General features: G+C 69.6%; 22 protein-coding genes. 11 read left to right on the plus strand and 11 right to left on the minus strand.

The genetic code is table 11. The features are described 5' to 3' along the window. Positions 1 to 25 precede the first annotated feature (25 nt). Together B9S64_RS16425 and B9S64_RS16430 are read left to right on the plus strand one after the other, a co-directional pair. Complete coding sequence (locus tag B9S64_RS16425) at positions 26 to 361, plus strand: hypothetical protein (RefSeq protein ID WP_103492278.1); 336 nt, start codon at positions 26 to 28, stop codon at positions 359 to 361. Between the two features lie 23 nt (positions 362 to 384). Then, on the plus strand, positions 385 to 714 hold the full coding sequence (locus B9S64_RS16430; RefSeq protein WP_258037933.1) for a hypothetical protein: 330 nt from the start codon (positions 385 to 387) through the stop codon (positions 712 to 714). A 453-nt stretch (positions 715 to 1167) separates the two neighbouring features. Here B9S64_RS16430 and B9S64_RS16435 read toward each other — a convergent pair whose 3' ends face one another. Both B9S64_RS16435 and def read right to left on the minus strand, forming a co-directional pair. Next, positions 1168 to 1734, minus strand: a complete 567-nt coding sequence (locus tag B9S64_RS16435; RefSeq protein ID WP_103492268.1) for a dihydrofolate reductase family protein — start codon at positions 1732 to 1734, stop codon at positions 1168 to 1170. Between the two features lie 236 nt (positions 1735 to 1970). Continuing rightward, the gene (gene def / locus B9S64_RS16440) at positions 1971 to 2633 is read right to left on the minus strand and encodes a peptide deformylase (protein ID WP_103492267.1); all 663 of its coding nucleotides are present in this window, start codon (positions 2631 to 2633) and stop codon (positions 1971 to 1973) included. Positions 2634 to 2745: 112 nt separating this feature from the next. Between def and B9S64_RS16445 the strand changes: the two genes are divergently transcribed. Further along, positions 2746 to 3324, plus strand: a complete 579-nt coding sequence (locus B9S64_RS16445; protein WP_103492266.1) for a winged helix-turn-helix domain-containing protein — start codon at positions 2746 to 2748, stop codon at positions 3322 to 3324. Positions 3325 to 3354: 30 nt separating this feature from the next. Here B9S64_RS16445 and B9S64_RS16450 read toward each other — a convergent pair whose 3' ends face one another. Further along, a complete protein-coding gene (locus tag B9S64_RS16450) occupies positions 3355 to 4080 on the minus strand; it encodes a dienelactone hydrolase family protein (RefSeq protein ID WP_103492265.1) in 726 nt (241 codons plus the stop codon). Between the two features lie 190 nt (positions 4081 to 4270). Here B9S64_RS16450 and B9S64_RS16455 point away from each other — a divergent pair, with 190 nt between their 5' ends. Both B9S64_RS16455 and B9S64_RS16460 read left to right on the plus strand, forming a co-directional pair. Then, a complete protein-coding gene (locus tag B9S64_RS16455; RefSeq protein ID WP_103492264.1) occupies positions 4271 to 4756 on the plus strand; it encodes a MarR family winged helix-turn-helix transcriptional regulator in 486 nt (161 codons plus the stop codon). Next, a complete protein-coding gene (locus B9S64_RS16460) occupies positions 4753 to 6054 on the plus strand; it encodes an MFS transporter (protein WP_103492263.1) in 1302 nt (433 codons plus the stop codon). The genes B9S64_RS16455 and B9S64_RS16460 overlap by 4 nt, the downstream gene beginning before the upstream one ends. Positions 6055 to 6113: 59 nt before the next feature. Here the strand turns inward: B9S64_RS16460 and B9S64_RS16465 are convergent, their stop codons facing one another. Further along, a complete protein-coding gene (locus B9S64_RS16465) occupies positions 6114 to 6554 on the minus strand; it encodes a MarR family winged helix-turn-helix transcriptional regulator (RefSeq protein ID WP_103492262.1) in 441 nt (146 codons plus the stop codon). A 226-nt stretch (positions 6555 to 6780) separates the two neighbouring features. Between B9S64_RS16465 and B9S64_RS16470 the strand changes: the two genes are divergently transcribed. Then, positions 6781 to 8160, plus strand: coding sequence for a serine hydrolase (locus B9S64_RS16470; RefSeq protein WP_103492261.1), 1380 nt, complete (start codon positions 6781 to 6783; stop codon positions 8158 to 8160). Between the two features lie 97 nt (positions 8161 to 8257). Here B9S64_RS16470 and B9S64_RS16475 read toward each other — a convergent pair whose 3' ends face one another. From B9S64_RS16475 to B9S64_RS16485, 3 genes are all read right to left on the minus strand, one after another. Beyond that, the gene (locus B9S64_RS16475; protein ID WP_103492260.1) at positions 8258 to 9421 is read right to left on the minus strand and encodes a winged helix DNA-binding domain-containing protein; all 1164 of its coding nucleotides are present in this window, start codon (positions 9419 to 9421) and stop codon (positions 8258 to 8260) included. Positions 9422 to 9483: 62 nt separating this feature from the next. Next, positions 9484 to 9936 carry a GNAT family N-acetyltransferase gene (locus B9S64_RS16480; RefSeq protein ID WP_028441703.1) on the minus strand — a complete coding sequence of 151 codons (453 nt, stop codon included), beginning with the start codon at positions 9934 to 9936 and terminating at the stop codon, positions 9484 to 9486. Between the two features lie 30 nt (positions 9937 to 9966). Then, entirely contained in the window at positions 9967 to 10425 is a 459-nt protein-coding gene (locus tag B9S64_RS16485; protein WP_028441704.1) for a MarR family winged helix-turn-helix transcriptional regulator, read from the minus strand. A 140-nt stretch (positions 10426 to 10565) separates the two neighbouring features. Here B9S64_RS16485 and B9S64_RS16490 point away from each other — a divergent pair, with 140 nt between their 5' ends. Then, a complete protein-coding gene (locus B9S64_RS16490) occupies positions 10566 to 11783 on the plus strand; it encodes an MFS transporter (protein WP_103492259.1) in 1218 nt (405 codons plus the stop codon). Here the strand turns inward: B9S64_RS16490 and B9S64_RS16495 are convergent. The 4 genes from B9S64_RS16495 to B9S64_RS16510 form a co-directional block, all read right to left on the minus strand. Further along, positions 11764 to 12252 (minus strand): DUF2269 domain-containing protein, encoded by a 489-nt coding sequence (locus B9S64_RS16495; RefSeq protein ID WP_103492258.1) that lies wholly within the window; start codon positions 12250 to 12252, stop codon positions 11764 to 11766. The two genes, B9S64_RS16490 and B9S64_RS16495, sit on opposite strands and share 20 nt — an antisense overlap. Positions 12253 to 12371: 119 nt before the next feature. Continuing rightward, positions 12372 to 12851, minus strand: a complete 480-nt coding sequence (locus B9S64_RS16500) for an NUDIX domain-containing protein (protein ID WP_103492257.1) — start codon at positions 12849 to 12851, stop codon at positions 12372 to 12374. Between the two features lie 158 nt (positions 12852 to 13009). Further along, positions 13010 to 14134: a cystathionine gamma-lyase gene (locus B9S64_RS16505; RefSeq protein WP_103492256.1), complete on the minus strand. Its 1125-nt coding sequence runs from the start codon at positions 14132 to 14134 to the stop codon at positions 13010 to 13012. Positions 14135 to 14203: 69 nt separating this feature from the next. Then, entirely contained in the window at positions 14204 to 14581 is a 378-nt protein-coding gene (locus B9S64_RS16510; RefSeq protein WP_028441709.1) for a phage holin family protein, read from the minus strand. A gap of 79 nt (positions 14582 to 14660) precedes the next feature. Here B9S64_RS16510 and B9S64_RS16515 point away from each other — a divergent pair, with 79 nt between their 5' ends. The 4 genes from B9S64_RS16515 to B9S64_RS16530 all read left to right on the plus strand — a co-directional run bounded on the left by B9S64_RS16515 (position 14661) and on the right by B9S64_RS16530 (position 16928). Then, entirely contained in the window at positions 14661 to 14978 is a 318-nt protein-coding gene (locus B9S64_RS16515) for a cupin domain-containing protein (protein WP_103492255.1), read from the plus strand. 128 nt (positions 14979 to 15106) lie between these two features. Next, a complete protein-coding gene (locus B9S64_RS16520) occupies positions 15107 to 15313 on the plus strand; it encodes a DUF5326 family protein (protein ID WP_028441711.1) in 207 nt (68 codons plus the stop codon). 305 nt (positions 15314 to 15618) lie between these two features. Then, positions 15619 to 16389: an IclR family transcriptional regulator gene (locus tag B9S64_RS16525; RefSeq protein WP_277816146.1), complete on the plus strand. Its 771-nt coding sequence runs from the start codon at positions 15619 to 15621 to the stop codon at positions 16387 to 16389. 101 nt (positions 16390 to 16490) lie between these two features. Then, on the plus strand, positions 16491 to 16928 hold the full coding sequence (locus B9S64_RS16530; RefSeq protein ID WP_019992482.1) for an SsgA family sporulation/cell division regulator: 438 nt from the start codon (positions 16491 to 16493) through the stop codon (positions 16926 to 16928). Positions 16929 to 16950 lie beyond the last annotated feature (22 nt).

The raw sequence follows: 16950 nt of genomic DNA on the forward strand, positions 1-16950 counted from the left end.
GAGCCCAACGGCGCAGGAGGCGAAGATGGCGCTGAACAAGAAGGGTTCCCGGCGCATTACCGTTGACGGGATCGAGTACCGCTGGCGGATCCGCAGGAAGCCCTCCTACATGCAGGGACTCTGCTGGACACCATTGACCTATGCGGTTGAAGCAGCCGGCGGCAGCCAGCCTGGCGCGACCTTGATCGTCACCAGCGGTCAGGCCCATCCCAGCAACTGGGTGGGTGCCGAGGCAGTGCCCATCCGCCCAGCCCACGTTGCTGCCAGCATCAGAGAAGCACGGAACCGAGGCTGGGAACCAACCAAGGCCGGATCTCCTTTCCAGCTCGACCGATCCGCAGGGTTCATCGCCCAGCAATGAGACAAAGCGAAGAAGAGCAGCCCATGTCGGTCGAACTGCCGCAGAGGCTCCAGGCCTGGTTCGCCGAGCATGAGGAACGCCTGCAATCCCGCGGAATCACGGGTGCGGTCCAGCAGTCGCCCGAGGACGGCCGAACCAAGAACAGCACCTGGATGACGCTCGAAAACGATGACTTCGTCGCCGTGCTCATCGTCTGGAGCAGCGGGGAAGCCGAGCTTGAGTGCGCGGACTTGGCAACAGGCCAGGTCCGACAACAGCACCGGGATCTCTGCACCTTCCAGGACCTCCTCGACGCGATCGAGACCATCCACGAATGGATCCGCATAAAGGGCGAGCCGTCCGTGGAAGGGTGACCTCCGGCGAGTTCGAGAAAGCCTGGGCCGAGTTCCTTGACAGATTGCAACCCGACCTTGCCGACCTCTCGGTGTTCCGAGGGCTTCTTGGCATCATCGCGACATGCCCCCGACCCTTCCCCGCACCATCCGAGCCGTCGACACCGCTCAGCTCCTGGACCTGGCCCAGGAGGCCGCCATGCATGGCTGGGCAGTCTGAGGAAATGACATCGATCTGAGACAGCCGCTTGCCGACACGTCGTGAGACGGGAGGGGAACGTCCAGGTCATAGCGTCGGCGCCTGACACCGAAAGTGAGAACCTACACGGGTCCGGTGCAGGGCCTTCAGGGTTCGCGGCACCGTCTTGTCTTCGGTGGCACATCGTTGGCACGTGTGCGGGGGACACGAGGTGGGGTGGATCGCCGCGACGTGGGAGAAGCCCCCCTCCAAGCCGTCAGACAGCGGGAAGCCGCTCAGCGTGTCGTCTCGTACCTGGTCAGGACCACGCCGCCGGGAAACGTCCGCGTCTCCACCAGATTCAGGTTCACCCAACTGTCCAGAGCGGTGAAGAACGGCGTGCCGCCGCCCACCAGGACCGGGTGGGCGGCGATCACGTACTCGTCGATCAGCCCGGCGCGCATGGCGGCCCCGGCAAGGGTTGCGCCGCCGATGTTCATCGGGGCGCCGTCCTCGGCCTTGAGCCGGGTGATCTCGGCGATCGCGTCGCCGCTGACCAGGCGGGTATTCCAGTCGACCGTGTCGACCGTCGAGGAGAACACCACCTTCGGCGTGTCCCGCCAGTTCCGCGCGAACTCGATCTCCGCCGGGGTGGCGTCGGGCTGCTGGTCGCCGGTCGGCCAGTAGGAGCTCATCGCCTCCCACAGCTTGCGCCCGTACAACGACAGGCCACTCTCCCGCTCGTGGTCGAGCCACAACTGGAACAGCTCCTGGCTCGGCGGTCCGCTCCAGCCGATGTCGTCGCCGGCCGCGGCGATGTAGCCGTCCAGGGTCAGGTTCATGCCGTAGATCAGTTTCCGCATGGTCCGGCCTTCCCTCCGTTGGTGTTCTGCGTCCGTCGTACAGACCGGCGGGGCGCAGGAGACTCATCGGTGCGAGACCTGGATTCGCCGGTAGCCCTCGTGCTGACCTCGCCCTCGCGAGGAAAATGCCACGGATGTGACGCTGATCATGGATGACAAGGCCGTGGGGCGGCCAAGAACGCCCAGGGCACGCGAGATCGACACGTCACGAGCGGCGAGACCCCGCGTCCGGTGTCCTACCGGCCCAGGTCGGCGGCCCTGATGACGCGTCGGGCGAAGACGTCCTCACTGCGGTCCGACATCTGCCGCAGCGCGTCCTTGCGGTCCCGCGCGGAGAGCCGGTCGAGATACGTGTGGCCGACGAGGTGATCGGTCTCGTGTTGCAGACACCGGGCGAAGTAGCCGGTTCCCTCGATGACGAGGGGGTTGCCGTCCTTGTCGAGTCCACGGGCGACGGCACGATCGGTGCGGGGAACCACCATGCTCGCACCGGGTACGGACAGGCAGCCCTCGTAGTCGTCGACGAGCCGGCGGCTGCCCGGATCGGGCAGGTCCAGGACGGGGTTGATGATGTGGCCGACGTGCCGGACGCCGTAGTCGTCCGGACAGTCGTACACGAACAGCCGTAGGTCGACATCCACCTGGTTGGCTGCCAGGCCCGCACCGGCGGCCACGTACATCGTCAGGAACATGTCGTCGATCAGCGCTGACAGCTGAGGGGAGCCGAACTCGGTCACGTCCTGGCACGGACGGTTCAGAATCTCCTCACCGACCACGGTGACGCGGCGTACCGAACCCCGTTCCGCCTCCGGCGGCAGGGCCGGAAAGGAGTTGACGGGGCGGCCTTGCAGGCGGACGCGCCGGTCGGCGAGATGGGACCGCTCGTGACGAACAGACATGGGTGTTCCCCTTCGGTGCGCACCACGGATGCCGCGCACGGCTCACGCGGTCCGGTGCCTTCGGAACAAGCACTGCTTGCCAAGCGCTTTGCAAAGTAGCAGAGTTTGCAAAGTGACTGAAGGCGATGTCGAGACACCGAACAACCGGACACGCGGGACGGGCGAAGAGCTGCGCGAGCACGAGGTCCGCACCCACCTGCTGGACCTGCTTGCCGAAGTCGGCACCGTCACGGCGACCGAAGCCGCCTCCCGGCTGGGCTACAGCTCGGGTCTCTGCTCATTCCACCTACGGCAGCTCGCCCGCCACGGCTACATCGAAGAAGCGCCCCACAGCGGGGGCCGGGCCCGCCCCTGGCGGCTGAAGCGGCACAGCCCTGTGGTCGACGGGCCCGCAGACGATCAGTTCGGCGACCTGGCCCGAGGGCTGGAGGACGAGAGCTGGCAACGGTGGTTGACCCGGCGAGACGAGGCGCCGGCCGGTTGGCGCCACGACGAGGCCTTCAGCGCCGTCGCCTATCTGACACCTGAAGAGATGAACCGGGTCGCCGACGTGATCCGAGGGGCACTGGCCCCTTTCCATGACCGCGAACAACGCCCTCTGGCACGGCCCGAGGGTGCTCTGCCGGTGGCCCTCATCACCCGGCTGTTCCCCCTGCTTCCCCACGCGACGGACCACGCGGACGAGGTCTGAGAAGCCGTCTATTGTGCCTGCCCCTCCAGCTCATTCCGTCACGGGCACGCACTCGTCGAGCAGGGCGACGACGTCCCGCCAGGCTCGCCGCGCGTGCTGCGGGTGGTGGCCGACGCCGGGGAGCACGGTCTGGTCGACCGGTGGGTGGTGGAAGGCGTGCAGGGCTCCGCCGTAGACCACCAGGCGCCAGTCGACGCCCGCGGCCCGCATCTCGGCGGCGAAGGCGTCCCGTTGCGCGGCGGGCATGATCGGGTCCTCCGATCCGACCCCCGCCCACACGGGGCACCGGATGCGCGCCGCTTCGCCCGGGCGGCCCGTGGTCACTGCGTTGACCGTCCCGATCGCCCGCAGGTCGACCCCGTCGCGCCCGAGTTCCAGTGCGATCGCGCCCCCGGTGCCGTAGCCGATGGCGGCGATCCGGTCGGGGTCGGTTCGCGGTTCGGCGCGCAGCACATCGAGTGCCGCGTGGCCGATACCCCGCATCCGGTCGGGGTCGGCGAGCAGCGGGGTCACACGGGCCAGCATGTCCTGCGGGTCGGCGAACCACCGCCCGCCGTGGATGTCGAAGGACAGGGCGACGTAACCCAGTTCGGCGAGGGCGTCGGCCCGGCGGCGCTGGAAGTCGTTCAGACCCGTTCCCTCAGGTCCGATCAGCACTGCGGGCCGGGGGCCGACACCGGCGGGGAGCGCGAGGTGACCGACCATCGTGAGCCCGTCAGCCGGGTATTCGACCGTGTGTGTGGTGACCGTTGTCATGAGACCGGACGCTAGTGATGACCGAGCCCGGCCGGGCCGGACTTCACGGTCGGCAGAACAGCGCGGGTGCGGGGCCCGCGGGTGGCTGTTGTGGAGGGCTGGTCCAGGAAGTGCCGGGGTCGTGCCGGCGGCCACCCGTACGATCCGGCGATCCGGCCGGCATTTATAGCAGCACTGTTATGTTGGCGCGGTGACGACCCAGGACCCCACCGAGCTGCCCGATCCCTGGCAGTCGCTGCACACGCTGCTGGCCGCCATGGACGCCGAGATCGAACAGGTCTACATCGAGCGTGGCATCGAGGGGGTGCGGCCCCGGTTCGTCTGTCCGCTGATCCGGCTCGCCCACACCGGGCCGCTGACGGTCCGTGGACTCGCCGAGTCACTGGACCGCACGCACTCGGCGGTCAGCCAGACCGTCGCCGCCATGCGCAAGGAGGAGCTGGTCACCTCCGAGCCGGGGCCCGACGCCCGCACCCGGCGGATCGACCTGACCGAGCGTGGCCGGTCGCTGGTGCCGTTCCTGGAGGCCGAGTGGCGCGCCACCCACGCGGCGGTCGCGGAGCTGGACGGCGAGGTCCCGTATGCGCTGACCTCGGTCGTCGACGAGCTGCGGCGCTCGCTGGAACGCCGGTCGATGCGGCAGCGCGTCCTCGACCACCTCGTGCCACCGCGGTGAGGGCGCGCGGCCGGTTCCTCGACACCCGCCCGCTGCGCGGCAGCCGGCCGTTCCGCGATCTGTGGATCGGCTCCTCTGCCTCCCAACTCGGCGGGCAGATAGCCACGGTGGCGGTGCTGGCCCAGGTCTGGGACCTGACCGGCAGCCCGGTGGGTACCGGCGCCATCGGGCTGGCCACCGGGGTGCCGATGGTGTTGTTCGGGCTGCTCGGCGGCACGCTGGCCGACACCGTGGACCGCCGAGCGGTCGTACGGGCCACCACCGCGGGCCAACTGCTGGCCGCCGTGGGGCTGTGCGTCCAGGCAGCCGTGGGCAACCGGAGCGTGCTGGTGCTGCTCGGCCTGGTCGCCCTGGGGGCCGCCTGCGGTGCGCTCGGTGCTCCTGCCCGGCGCACGTTTCCGGTCCGGTTGCTGCCGGCCGACCAGGTCGCGGCCGGTCTCGCGCTGACCAATGTCTCCTTCCAGGCGGCCATGCTGGCCGGACCCGCGCTGGCCGGACTGGTCATCGCCCGCTGGGACTTCTCCGCCGCCTATGCCGCGCAGGCCGTCGCCGTCGCGGTGTCGGCGCTCGCGGTGACCCGCCTTCCGTCCATGAAGCCCGAGGGTACGGACGGCGGGGCTGGCAGCAGGCGGCGACCGGAGCGTGGCGGATGGCGCATCGTCCTGCGTCGGCCGACTTTGTGGGGATCGATGGCGACCGACCTGTCCGCGACACTGCTCGCCATGCCGATCGCGCTCTTCCCCCTGGTCAACGAGATCCGCTTCGACGGCGACCCGCAGACCCTCGGCCTGTTCCTCTCGGCCGTCGCGGTCGGAGGCATCACGGCCGGTCTGCTCTCCGGCACGGTGACGCGCCTGCGTCGTTCCGGACTCGTCCAGTTGACCGCGGCCGGTGTCTGGGGTCTGGCGCTGGCGGGCTTCGGCCTGGCCGGGCCCCTGTGGGTGGTCCTCGGCTGCCTGGCCGTGGCCGGGGCCGCCGACACCGTGTCGGTGGTGTCCCGTAGCGCCCTGGTCCAGTTGGAGACCCCGGACGCCTACCGGGGACGCGTCTCGTCCGTGGAACACGTCATCGGCGTCGCGGGTCCCGAACTCGGCAACTTCCGTGGAGGTCTGCTGGCGTCGGTCACGTCCGCACCCTTCGCCCTGGTCATCGGTGGCCTGTCCGCCACCGCGGCGGTCGCTGTGGTGGCGGCGACCAACTCCTCCCTCCGTGCCTACCGCACTTCGCGCGGTGCCGTCGAGTCGTCCCCGCCCTGGGCCGACGACGCCGCTCCGGCCCCGGCCACCGGACAGGCGTGAGCGCCCGGCCGCGCGACCGGCGAGGAGCGCGGCCGCCCACCGGACCGGAACGAGCAGGGCTACCGGGGCTCGACGATGCGGGTCAGGAGGCGAACGAGTTGTGTGCGCTCCTCGGGCGTCAGGGCGGCGGTCAGTTCGTCGTTCGCCGCGCGGCTCAGCTCCTCCGTGCGGAGCAGGAGACGCTTCCCGCCGGACGACAGGGCGATCACGTTCTTCCGGCGGTCCACGGTGTCCGGCGTACGTGTCACGAGGCCGTCGTTCTGGAGATCGTCGAGGATCGCGACCATGTCCTTGGGGTCGATTCCCAGGCTTCGGCCCAGCTCGGCCTGTGACAGGGAACCCATGTCGGCGACGGCCGCCAGAACGGCATGATGCGTCATCCGCATGCCCACCTCGGCGAGGGCCGCGCCGACGAGCCGGTGACCGCGGGCGGCGGCGCGGCCCAGGAGCCAGCTGGGCAGGGCGCGGATACGGGCGGGAGCGTGTCCGGTCTCGGCCATGGGAGGCAGGCTACGTCCAGGGGAGCGGGCTGCCCAGACAGCCGGCGGGCTCACCTCACCCCGTGCCTTCCGGCTGAGGACCGGAAATGCGGAGGCCGGAGGGCTCGTTTCGACGGGCGGGGCGGCCCGCACCCGCTGTCGTCCGAGCGGAGACAGGCCGGCCGGCCGTCATGCTGATCGCGAAAAGTACTGGCCGGGCGGCCGGGCGCGCGGGTAGTCCTTGACCATGACCTCATCCGAAACGCTGCTTGCCGGGACCCGGCGTGCTCTGCTCCACCGCATCGCCACCGCTCAGGCCGAGGGGCGAACTCCCTCGCTCGTGGCCGCTGTACAGCGCGAGGGCGCGATCGTCTGGACCGGTTCACGTAGTTGTGTGGACGGCCACGGACCCGACGACGACACCCAGTACAGGATCGGCTCCCTCACCAAGATCTTCACCGCCGTCATGGTGCTGCGCCTGCGCGACGAGGGTCTACTGGGCCTGGACGACCCACTGGAGAAGCATCTGCCCGGTACGGGGGTCGGGGGCGTGACCGTGTTCCAGTTGCTGGGCCACAGCGCCGGTCTGACCGCGGAGGCGCCCGCGCCCTGGTGGGAGCGGACCCCGGGCAGCATCAGGCCCGAACTGTCGGACGTGCTCGGGGAGCAAGCCCTGCCGCACCCCCCAGGCCACGTCCATCACTACTCCAACCCTGGGTACACCCTCCTCGGCGCACTCGTCGAGAAGATCCGAGGTGACACCTGGGCCGCAGTGTTGCGCCGAGAGGTCCTCGAACCGCTGGGAATGGACCGTACGACTGTTCAGCCGCAGGCTCCGCACGCGGGGGGATGGGCCGTGCACCCATGGGCCGATGTCATGCTTCCCGAGCCGGCCGAGGATCTGGGCCTCATGGCTTCGGCGGGTCAGCTCTGGTCGACCACCACCGACCTCCTCCGCTTCGCGCTGTTCCTGGCGCGGGGCGACGACCGTGTGCTGAACGCGTCCTCGGTCGAGCAGATGCGGGCCCCCGCGGCCCCGGCGGAGGCCCATGACTCCATCGGGAACTACGGTCTGGGCCTCCAGGTGCTGCGGCAGGGGAGCCGTAGGCTCCTCGGGCACACCGGATCACTTCCGGGGTTCCTGGCCGCTCTGTGGTTCAGCACCGAGGACGATGTCGCGGCCGTGGTCCTTACCAACGCCACCTCCGGTCCGGCGGTCGCCGCAGTCGCCGCAGACCTCGTCCGGATCGTCGCCGAGGCCGAACCGAGGATCCCGGAGCCCTGGCGCCCGCTGCCCGAGGTGGACGCGGACCTGTTGGCGCTGACCGGCACCTGGTACTGGGGAACGGGTGCGCACACCCTGAAGCTCCTCGCGGATCGGTGGCTGGAGCTGCGACCGTCGCAGGGGTCAGGGCGCGGAGCCCGCTTCCGCGCGCGCCCTGACGGGGCGTGGACCGGTCTCGACGGCTACTACGCGGGCGAGACGCTCCGCATCGTGCGTGCGGACAACGGCACCGTGGACCATCTCGATCTGGGTTCCTTCGTCTTCACGAGAGAGCCGTACGACACCGGAGCGGCCGTGCCCGGAGGCGTGGATGAGGGAGGCTGGCGCGGACTGCCCGGGTGAGGGCAGGGCCAGCCGACGCTGTTTCACGTGAAACGGTCTCTTACCAGGGCTGTTTCACGTGAAACAGCGACCGCGGGCGATGCCTTTCCCTTTTGGCTCAGGCCGTGAGTTCGCGCTCCAGCGGTGTGCGGAAGCGCGGGGTGACCCTGGTGTCGCCCACCCATGCCCTCAGTCGGGCCGCCTCCGCCTCGATCAGGGGCGAGGCGTCCTGGCCGACGTCGGACAACAGCCGCCACACGAGCTCGCCGTCGGCCCGCTGTGCCCAGCCGCCCACGATCCGGCCGTTCCACCAGACGGTCGGTCCGATGTTCCCGGCGCGGTCGAACAGCGTCGCCCGGTGGCCGGCCGGGAGGTGGAAGCCGCGGTCGGCCCAGCCCATCGCGCTCGGGTCGAGGGCGGGCAGCAGTGCGGCCCAGGGCTCCACGGCCGGCTCCGGGGCGAGATCCCCGGGGGCGACCCAGCCGGATGCCCCGTCGTCGAGCAGTACCTCCTCCGCGCCGACGGCGGCCAACGCCGTGCGTGTGTCGCGGAGACCCCAGCCGGTCCACCACTTCAGGTCCGCCTCGGTTCCGGGTCCGTACGAGAGGAGCCAGCGACGCGCCACCTCGGCCTGCGCCTCGGCCGTGGTCGACGTGGGCCATGGCTCGGTCACCGTCCACCGGAACTGGCTTGAGGTCCAGGAGCCGCGTGGCCTGTCCCGCCGGATGAGTCCGTCGGCGGCCATCAGCCGGATCACCCGGGAGGCGACTCCCTGCACGGTTTCCTGCCGGGTACCAGGGAAGACCGTGATCTTGGTGCGCAGGGCCGGTACGGCTGCGGAGAGCTGGCTACCGGTGGCCTGAACCTGTTCAGCCAGCGCGGCGAAGGCCTGCCGTTCGGTCTCGGCGAGCCAGCGCTCGTCCAGCCCCTTGCCGTCCTCCTTCAGATGCTTGAGGAAGGTGCGCCGCTCCTTGGCCGCGACGGCCCGAGCATTCGCGGCGTCGACAGACGGTGCGACCTCGCTGGAGACAGTGAAAAGGGTGTTCCGCAGCGAGAGGAGCCGCACCAGCGAGACATCCTCGTACAGCGCCCGTTCCACGGGGCCCACGCCCGGCTCGGCCAGCCGGGCACATACGGAGAGGTAGAGCGTGGCAGCGTCGGTGGAGTGCAGCGCCACCACCGCGTCGGCGACGGACGGGACGGACGAGGCCCGCGTCGAGGGGGCCAGCAGGTGCCTTCTGCCGAGTCTGACGCGGCGCTGTTCGTCATCGATGCGGTGCATGTGTCTCCTTGCGGACGGTCCGTTTCCGTGCGGAAGAGCCTCGGCGAGGGCGCGGCCGGGCGTCACAGGGCGAGCTTGAACCCCACGTGGCTCGCGGAGAAGCCGAGCCGTTCGTAGAAACGGTGGGCATCGGTCCGGCTGGCGTCGGACGTCAGCTGCACCAGACGGCAGCCCTGGCGCCGTGACTCGTCGACCGCCCACTGGATCAACTGGGTCCCGAGACCGGTTCCGCGTTCGTCGGCGTGGATACGGACCCCTTCGATGATCGAGCGGGTGGCGCCTCGCCGGGACAGACCGGGAACGATGGTCAGTTGCAGCGTTCCCACGACGCGTGCCTCGCGCACGGCGACGACCAGATGCTGGTTCGGGTCGTCCGCCAGCCGCCGGAACGCCGACCGGTACGGGGCGAGGTCGTCCGGCGACTCACGCTCGGCGCCGAGCGGGTCATCGGCCAGCATGGCCACGACGGCAGGGAGGTCGGTGAGTGCGGCGGGGCGTATGTCGAGATCGCTCATGATCGGCAGACTACGCAACAACAGGGCCGCTCAGGCAGGGACTTTGAGGGCTTCGACCGTCCTGACCAGAGGAGCGAGCTCCGGATTCTCCGCAGCCTCGTCGAGCGCTGCGCGCAGGGCGCGGTCATTGGTCGGCCTGGCCTCGTTCAGCAGTGTGAGGCCGGCGTCCGTGACGTCGGTGTAGATGCCCCGGCGGTCCGTGTCGCACAGATAGCGGGTCAGCAGGCCGCGGTCCTCAAGGCGGGTGACGAGCCGCGTGGTGGCGCTCTGGCTCAGCACCACGGCGTCCGCCACCTGCTTCATCTGCAGATGGCCGCCGGTGCCGCTGTGCTGGCGGCTCAGGACGTCGAGCAGCGAGTACTCGCGCGCGCTGAGGCCGTGGCCGGACTGGAGCGCCCGCTCGATCCGGGCCTCGATCTTTCCGTGGAGCAGGGAGAGGGCGCACCAGCTCTGAGCGAGGGCGGTGAGTGCGGGATCCGTCGCTGTCATGTCTCTCTCCTCGGGGCGCGGGAGCTGCTGCGTCCAGGATAGGACACCCGTGCAATAGTCCGCGCTTGCAATTAACCGGCGTATGCAATTATTGTGCACGCTCGTAAAGTGCATCCGCAATGATGAGTGAAAGGGAAGCCATGCCACTCGCCCTCCTGGCCCTGGCCGTCGGGGCCTTCGGGATCGGCACCACCGAGTTCGTGATCATGGGCTTGCTCCCCGATGTCGCGACGGACTTCCAGGTCTCGATCCCGACCGCGGGGTTCCTGGTCACGGGCTATGCCCTCGGAGTGGTCCTCGGCGCTCCGCTGATGACCGTCCTGGGCATCCGGACCACCCGTAAACGCATGCTCATGTTCCTCATGGGGCTGTTCGTCGTGGGCAACGTGGTGTCAGCCCTCGCCCCCGTCTTCGGCGTGATGCTGGCCGGACGGGTGATCGCCTCGCTCGCCCACGGAGCCTTCTTCGGCATCGGATCGGTCGTGGCCGCCGGGCTGGTCGCCCCCGAGAGGAGGGCCGGCGCCATCGCCCTGATGTTCACCGGGCTCACCGTCGCCAACGTCGTCGGTGTCCCGCTGGGCACGTTCATCGGCCAGGCCGTCGGGTGGCGGACCACCTTCTTCGTCGTCGCGGGGCTCGGCGTCCTCGGCTTCCTGGGCGTGGCGAAGCTCGTGCCCGAGCAGCCGAAGCCCGAGCACGTACGCATCCGCAGAGAGCTGGCCGCGTTCCGTGATGTCCAGGTGCTGCTGGCCATGGCGATGACCGTCCTGGGCTTCGGCGGCGTCTTCGCGGCGATCACCTACATCACGCCGATGATGACGGAGGTCGCCGGCTACGCCCCGGGCTCCGTCACCTGGCTGCTGGTCCTCTTCGGTCTCGGCATGGTCGGGGGCAACCTGCTCGGCGGCAGGTTCGCGGACCGCCATCTGATGCCGCTGCTGTACGTGTCGCTCGGCGCCCTCTCCCTGGTCCTCGCGCTGTTCACGCTGACCGCTCACCACAAGGTCTTCGCCGCCGTCACCGTCGTCCTCATCGGAGCCCTGGGCTTCGCGACCGTGCCCCCGCTCCAGAAGCGGGTGCTGGACCATGCGGCAGGGGCGCCGACGCTGGCCTCGGCCGTGAACATCGGGGCCTTCAATCTCGGCAACGCCCTGTCGGCGTGGCTCGGTGGTGTGGTCATCGCGGCCGGCCTCGGCTACACCGCACCCAACTGGGTGGGCGCGCTCCTGGCTGCCGCCGCGCTGCTGCTGGCCCTGCTCTCGGGAGCGATCGAGCGCCGTGCGCCCGGTTCCGGCACCAGCAGGCCCGTCGCCGGGCACACGCCGCGGCCGGCTTCCGTCACCGTGGGACGGCGCTGACCCCAAGGCGGCCGCGGCGAGTACGCCCCCAGGGCTTCAGGACCGAGATTGCGGTGATGAAGAGGTAGGTGGCGGAGGCCACGGCCGGGGCGATCACCAGATCGACATCGACTGAGCCTTGGGCGGCCGCCGCGTCGATGGCGGGGCGAAGGGAGAAGACGGAGAGGCCGACTGTGACGAGCGTCAGCCAGAACTTCGTCCAGACCCACCGGTGCCGGGCCAGTCCCCAGGGCGTGCCGAGTGCCAGTACCAGCCCGCTGATGAGCGAGGCCAGCGCGACCGGTACGACGAGCCAGTCACCGAAGACCTTCATGGCGCGCGTGGAAGCATGCGCCAGCGCGGGGTCGCCCGTGCGGAACGCGGTGAGGGACAGGGTCAGCAGGCCCACGGTCAGGCCCAGCCAGCTCACGGATACGGCGACATGGGCGACGAGGATGCTGCGGCGTACGCGACGCTTGAGTGGTTTCACGTGAAACACGGTGGCAAGCGCGGGGTGCGTGGTCGTCTGACGCGGGGAGTATCCGCGGCTACCGGCCTCGGCGTACCCGGTCTGTGAACGAGGTGGCGCATCGGGCCGTTGCGCTCGTGTCAGCCCAGGTCGGGGGCGTGCATCGCCCGTACTCCCTCGATGTTTCCGTCCAGGTAGTGGCGGAGCGAGAGCGGCACCAGATGAACCGCGGCGATCCCCATCCGGCTGAAGGGGACCCGCACGATCTCGTACTCACCGCAGGGCTCGTCGATCTCCGGGCCGTGCCGGCGGGTCGGGTCCATGGACGCCAGGCGGCAGACGAAGAAGTGCTGCACCTTCACGCCCTTGATGCCGCCGGCCTCGATGTGCTCGACCGTGTCGACGAAGCAGGGCACGACATCGACGACCTTGGCGCCCAGCTCCTCGGCGACTTCGCGGTGCAGGGCGTTGATGACGGTGTCGTCCTCGGGCTCGACGCCGCCTCCAGGCGTGACCCAGTACGGATCGACCCCGGGCTTGGTGCGCTTGATCAGGATGAGGTCATCGCCGTCGAGCAGAACGGCGCGTGCGGTGCGCTTGACCACAGGGCGTTCGGTCATGGCAAGAGAGTGGCCCAGGAAACCCGTTCTGAAACTCCCGCCGCTCCACGGAACGGCCGGCCGACCGAAGCACGCGGCGCCCACGGGAGCCGGGACGGCCCGAGCCATGAGGCTCGGGCCGCCTGCGACGACGGGGGCCGCACCGGGCCACCGCTCTGTCAGCGGGCAGCCTCGTCGAGCGCGTTCTCGACGTCCGCCAACAGGTCCTCCGGGTCCTCGGCGCCCACGGAGAGACGGATGAAACCCTCCGGCACCGCGTCCCCACCCCACCGCGCCCGGCGCTCGGCGGTCGACCGCACACTGCCGAAGCTCGTCGCGTCGTCGACTAGTCTCAGCCCGGCCAGGAAGCGTTCGGCGGTGTCCTTGTCCGCCAGCACGAAGGAGACCACCGAGCCGAAGCGGCGCATCTGCCGTACGGCGGTCGGGTACGACGGATCGGTGGGCAGCCCCGGGTAGCGCAGCCCCGCCACATCGGTGCGCCCGGACAGGAACTCCGCGAGAGCGAGCGCCGTGCCGCACTGCCGGTCGACCCGCAGCTGCAGCGTGGACAGCGAACGGTGTGCGAGCCAGGCCTCCATGGGACCGGGGATCGCGCCGACGACCTTGCGCCACCGCCGTACGCCCGCGGACAGTTCGGGGTCCTTGCAGGTCACATGGCCCAGGAGGAGGTCGCCGTGCCCGGTCATGGCCTTGGTGTCGCTGGCCACGGAGAAGTCCGCGCCCAGCTTCAGGGGCCGCTGGCCGAGCGGGGTGGCCAGTGTGTTGTCGACAGCGACCAGCGTGCCCGCCCCGTGCGCGGCCGCGACCAGCCGGCGCACGTCGCAGACGTCGAGTCCGGGGTTGCACGGGGTCTCCAGCCACAGCAGCTTCGCGCCGTCGAGGGCCCGCAGCTGGGCGTCGCCGCCGGTCGGCGCCGTGCGCACCTGGACGCCGTACGCCTCCAGCTGCTCCCTGACGAGGGGGAGCGCCTGGTAGCCGTCGTCCGGCAGGACCACGACGTCGCCCGCACGTGCCCCGGAGAGCAGGACGGCCGAGACGGCCGCCATCCCGGAGGCGAAGACCGTGGTCTCCACCTGCTCCCCCGGCGCCTCCAGCTCCCCGATCGCCTGCTCCAGGAGGGTCCACGTCGGGTTGGTGTCCCGGCCGTAGGTGTAGGGGCCGACCGGCTCACCGGACAGATGGAAGTGCGCGGCGAAGACCGGGCCGGGCAGGGTCGGTTCGTACTGCCGCGGCGCGGGCAGTCCCGCTCGTACGGCCCGGGTTCCGTCGCTCGTGGTGCTCATCTCTGCTTCCTCGTCTCTCTTCCGCCTCTTCGCCCGCCCGCTCCCCACCGTGCCAGGAGACGGCGCGGGTCAGTCCTCGTCGGGCAGGACGACGTTGAGGGCCCAGGAGACCACCGAGATGATCAGGCCGCCCAGGACGGCGGTCCAGAAGCCCTGGACATGGAAGCTCACGTCGAGGACCCCTGCCAGCCACGAGGTCAGCATCAGCATCAGGGCGTTGACGACCAGGGTGATCAGCCCGAGCGTCAGGATGAACAACGGCAGGGTCAGAAGCTTGACCACCGGCTTCACGACAAAGTTGACCAGGCCGAACAGGAGCGCGACCACGAGAAGGGTGAGCGCCTTACGGGCGGTGCTGTGGCCGGTCAGCGTGATGTCCTGGAGCAGCCAGGTGGCCACGGCCAGCGCACCCGCGTTGGCGATCGTCTTGACTACGAAATTCTTCATGTGTCTGATCGTGGCAGACACGATCGACGGTGGACACCGGCGGCGGGGTACGAGAAAAGGCACGAGGGGCGGACGGACGATGAAGGCATTCAGACTGGACGAACTGGAGGCGGAGCGTGCCGCCAACGACGGCGCCTACCTGCAGTTCGTGCGCGAACGCACCATGTCCGTCGGCCTGTACGCCCTGGACGCCGGGTCGCTCGATCCGCAGCAGCCGCACCAGCAGGACGAGGTCTACCTCGTGGTGAGCGGCCGCGCCTCGATCACGGTCGGCGCGGAGACCACCCAGGTGGGCCGGGGGAGCGTCGTGTACGTGCCCGCCGGCACCGCCCACAAGTTCCACCACATCACCGAGGACCTGCGGGTGATGGTGGTCTTCTCCCCGCCCGAGGGCTGAGTGCCGGAGCCCCGGGTTCCCTAGGGGACCGCTCAGGGGTCTTCAAGGGGTCCCACCCCTCCGCGGAGGGGTGGGACCGCTCTAGCATCGAGGCAGGAACTCACAGAGACGAGGTACGGACGATGGCGATGCGGGAGATTTTCGCGGGGATGCCCTGGTGGGTGAAGTGGGTCGCGGTGCCGCTCATCGCGCTCGTCGTGTTCGGCGGCCTGATCGCCAGCGTGGTCGGGTTCGTCATCGGCCTGCTCTTCAAGGTGCTGATCTTCGTCGTCCTGGTCGGCGGCCTGATCTTTGTCGTGCGCAAGTTCCTGTCGTCCTCCCGGAGCGACTGGTAAGGACGCCGGGGCGACCGGTGAGGACGATCGTGCGTCCCAGGGCCCGTGACACCCGGTGACGGGCCGGTGAGACGCTGATACGTCGATTAGGCCAGCTGAGCGAAGTCCGGGACGAAACGTTACCCGTGACGGAACGTGCCGATACAGTTGCGTTCCGCTGCCGCCAGCTGGGAAATGACTGTCCGTCACCATCCTGCCCAGTGATCTGCGTGACCGTCCGGTCCGGACCCCAGGCTCGCGGCGGGCTCGTGGGGGCGGCCCCCGCGGGAGGGCTGAGAGCCCGTCACCATGCCTGGGGGTGACCTGTGACCACGGCATCGAACACCGCTGTCCCGACATTGATCGGATCGGTTCAGCGGGCGCTGAGACTGATGGAGGCTGTGGGCACCCATCGGGAGGGCGCCCCCGCGAAGCAACTGGCGCGGGAGGCGGGACTTCCTCTTCCCACCGCCTATCACCTGCTGCGCACCTTGACCCACGAGGGCTATCTCCGCAGGGAGAACGGGGTGTTCCTGTTCGGCGCGGCCACCGAGAAGCTGGCCGGCGGCCGGGCCTCCGCCTCCCGGCCCGGCGTCATCGTGGACTCCCTCGCCCACTGGGCCGACGTGATCGGCGCCCCTGTGTACTGCGCCCTCTACCGGGACGGCGAGATCGAACTGGTCGCGGTGGCCGACAGCCCGGCTGTGCCCTCCGTGCGCGAGTGGGCCGCCTTCCGGGAGACCGGGCATGCCCACGCGCTCGGCCAGTGCCTGCTGGGGCAGCTCGACGAGCGGGGGCGCGAGGACCATCTCGACCGGTATCCGGTCCGGCAGCTGACGCGCTACTCCGTACGGGACCGCCGGACGTTCCTCGCGCGGCTGCGCTCGATGAAGCGGACGGAACCCGTCGTCGAGCGTCAGGAGTACGCGCTGGGGACGGTGTGCGCGGCCATCCCGATCACGGTGGGCCCCGCTGTCGCGGCGATGGCCGTTTCGCTCCCCCTGGAGCAAGAAGAACGGTTGCTCGCTGCGATCGAACAACTACGCTGCGAAGTAACCACGTTCTTGCGCTCGTTCGTGTTCTCTATCAGTATCTGAAAAATCACTCCTTGTGATCTGCTATCGCGTGCATCACGATGGCGTCAATAGGGCCATGGGGGATCATTCCTGGCCAGTTTCATCTACTGCGGGGTTGAACGATGCGCGAGTCGGTTCAAGCAGAGGTCATGATGAGCTTCCTCGTCTCGGAGGAACTCTCGTTCCGTATTCCGGTGGAGCTCCGGTACGAGGTCAGCGATCCGTATGCGATCCGCATGACCTTCCACCTGCCCGGTGACGCCCCCGTCACCTGGGCGTTCGGTCGTGAGTTGTTGCTGGACGGGCTCAACAGCCCGAGTGGCGACGGCGATGTGCACATTGCCCCGACCGAACCCGAGGGTCTCTCGGACGTACACATCCGGCTCCAGGTGGGCGCCGACCGTGCGCTCTTCCGGGCCGGCACAGCACCTCTTGTGGCATTTCTCGACCGGACGGACAAGTTGGTACCACTGGGACAGGAGCACACGCTGGGTGACTTCGACGGCAGTCTGGAAGAGGCCCTGGGCCGCATCCTCGCCAAGGAGCAGAACGCGGGCTGAACGGGCGAGGGCACCGCTGCGT

The organism is Streptomyces sp. SM18 (genome assembly GCF_002910775.2).
Lineage (GTDB): Bacteria > Actinomycetota > Actinomycetes > Streptomycetales > Streptomycetaceae > Streptomyces > Streptomyces halstedii.

Excerpts from the sequence above, each read along its gene's own strand:
- B9S64_RS16425 (WP_103492278.1), top strand. The coding sequence starts at position 26 with ATGGCGCTGAACAAGAAGGGTTCCCGGCGCATTACCGTTGACGGGATC.
- B9S64_RS16430 (WP_258037933.1), top strand. The coding sequence starts at position 385 with ATGTCGGTCGAACTGCCGCAGAGGCTCCAGGCCTGGTTCGCCGAGCAT.
- B9S64_RS16435 (WP_103492268.1), bottom strand. The coding sequence starts at position 1,734 with ATGCGGAAACTGATCTACGGCATGAACCTGACCCTGGACGGCTACATC.
- def (WP_103492267.1), bottom strand. The coding sequence starts at position 2,633 with ATGTCTGTTCGTCACGAGCGGTCCCATCTCGCCGACCGGCGCGTCCGC.
- B9S64_RS16450 (WP_103492265.1), bottom strand. The coding sequence starts at position 4,080 with ATGACAACGGTCACCACACACACGGTCGAATACCCGGCTGACGGGCTC.
- B9S64_RS16465 (WP_103492262.1), bottom strand. The coding sequence starts at position 6,554 with ATGGCCGAGACCGGACACGCTCCCGCCCGTATCCGCGCCCTGCCCAGC.
- B9S64_RS16470 (WP_103492261.1), top strand. The coding sequence starts at position 6,781 with ATGACCTCATCCGAAACGCTGCTTGCCGGGACCCGGCGTGCTCTGCTC.
- B9S64_RS16475 (WP_103492260.1), bottom strand. The coding sequence starts at position 9,421 with ATGCACCGCATCGATGACGAACAGCGCCGCGTCAGACTCGGCAGAAGG.
- B9S64_RS16480 (WP_028441703.1), bottom strand. The coding sequence starts at position 9,936 with ATGAGCGATCTCGACATACGCCCCGCCGCACTCACCGACCTCCCTGCC.
- B9S64_RS16485 (WP_028441704.1), bottom strand. The coding sequence starts at position 10,425 with ATGACAGCGACGGATCCCGCACTCACCGCCCTCGCTCAGAGCTGGTGC.
- B9S64_RS16490 (WP_103492259.1), top strand. The coding sequence starts at position 10,566 with ATGCCACTCGCCCTCCTGGCCCTGGCCGTCGGGGCCTTCGGGATCGGC.
- B9S64_RS16500 (WP_103492257.1), bottom strand. The coding sequence starts at position 12,851 with ATGACCGAACGCCCTGTGGTCAAGCGCACCGCACGCGCCGTTCTGCTC.
- B9S64_RS16505 (WP_103492256.1), bottom strand. The coding sequence starts at position 14,134 with ATGAGCACCACGAGCGACGGAACCCGGGCCGTACGAGCGGGACTGCCC.
- B9S64_RS16510 (WP_028441709.1), bottom strand. The coding sequence starts at position 14,581 with ATGAAGAATTTCGTAGTCAAGACGATCGCCAACGCGGGTGCGCTGGCC.
- B9S64_RS16515 (WP_103492255.1), top strand. The coding sequence starts at position 14,661 with ATGAAGGCATTCAGACTGGACGAACTGGAGGCGGAGCGTGCCGCCAAC.
- B9S64_RS16520 (WP_028441711.1), top strand. The coding sequence starts at position 15,107 with ATGCGGGAGATTTTCGCGGGGATGCCCTGGTGGGTGAAGTGGGTCGCG.
- B9S64_RS16530 (WP_019992482.1), top strand. The coding sequence starts at position 16,491 with ATGCGCGAGTCGGTTCAAGCAGAGGTCATGATGAGCTTCCTCGTCTCG.